At 32.7% G+C, this 572-nt stretch carries 1 protein-coding gene; it reads right to left on the bottom strand.

Translation table 11 applies throughout. From position 1 onward, the window contains the following. Positions 1-65 precede the first annotated feature (65 nt). The coding region (locus ACWIUO_RS13835; protein WP_454178466.1) for a hypothetical protein at positions 66-572 on the bottom strand (507 nt) is incomplete at its 5' end.

Consider the following 572-nt stretch of genomic DNA (forward strand, 5'->3'; position numbering starts at 1 on the left):
AACACCACCATTTTAATTTGCTTTTGACTTCAAATATCACACACTCTGATTTATAATCCATTGTTTTAATCCTTTAATTTTCTATTTAGCCAAAAGCTGTTTGGACTTTTGGTATATGAAATCTTATCCACGCTAAATCCTAATCTCTTATCAAGCCATTCTTTTAACTGCGCCTTGTTTTCTAGCCTGTTATCCCAACTATCAATATTGTAACAAATTATCCAAAATCTAACTATGTTATTTTCTTTCTTGATTCTGGCAAAAATTTCACTTTTTCCATTAAATCCCTCCCCTATCAATGCTAGATTTTCTAATCCCAACCTTACATCGCCTAAAATCCTATATCGCACGATGACACAATGCTCATAAAGCACGATTTCTTTTAGTAAAAATGGCTTTGCCATATACACAAGCAAAAGCCATATTCCAAAAACAGCGGGACATACAAACTTAACTGCGACAATCATAAACGCAAAAAAGAATCCCACAAAAATCACAAAATCAAGCACATCAAATAATCTATGATAGATTTTACTTTTTCGTTTGCAAACAAGCACAACATTATCTAGTGG

It is taken from the genome of Helicobacter sp. T3_23-1056 (assembly GCF_053654535.1).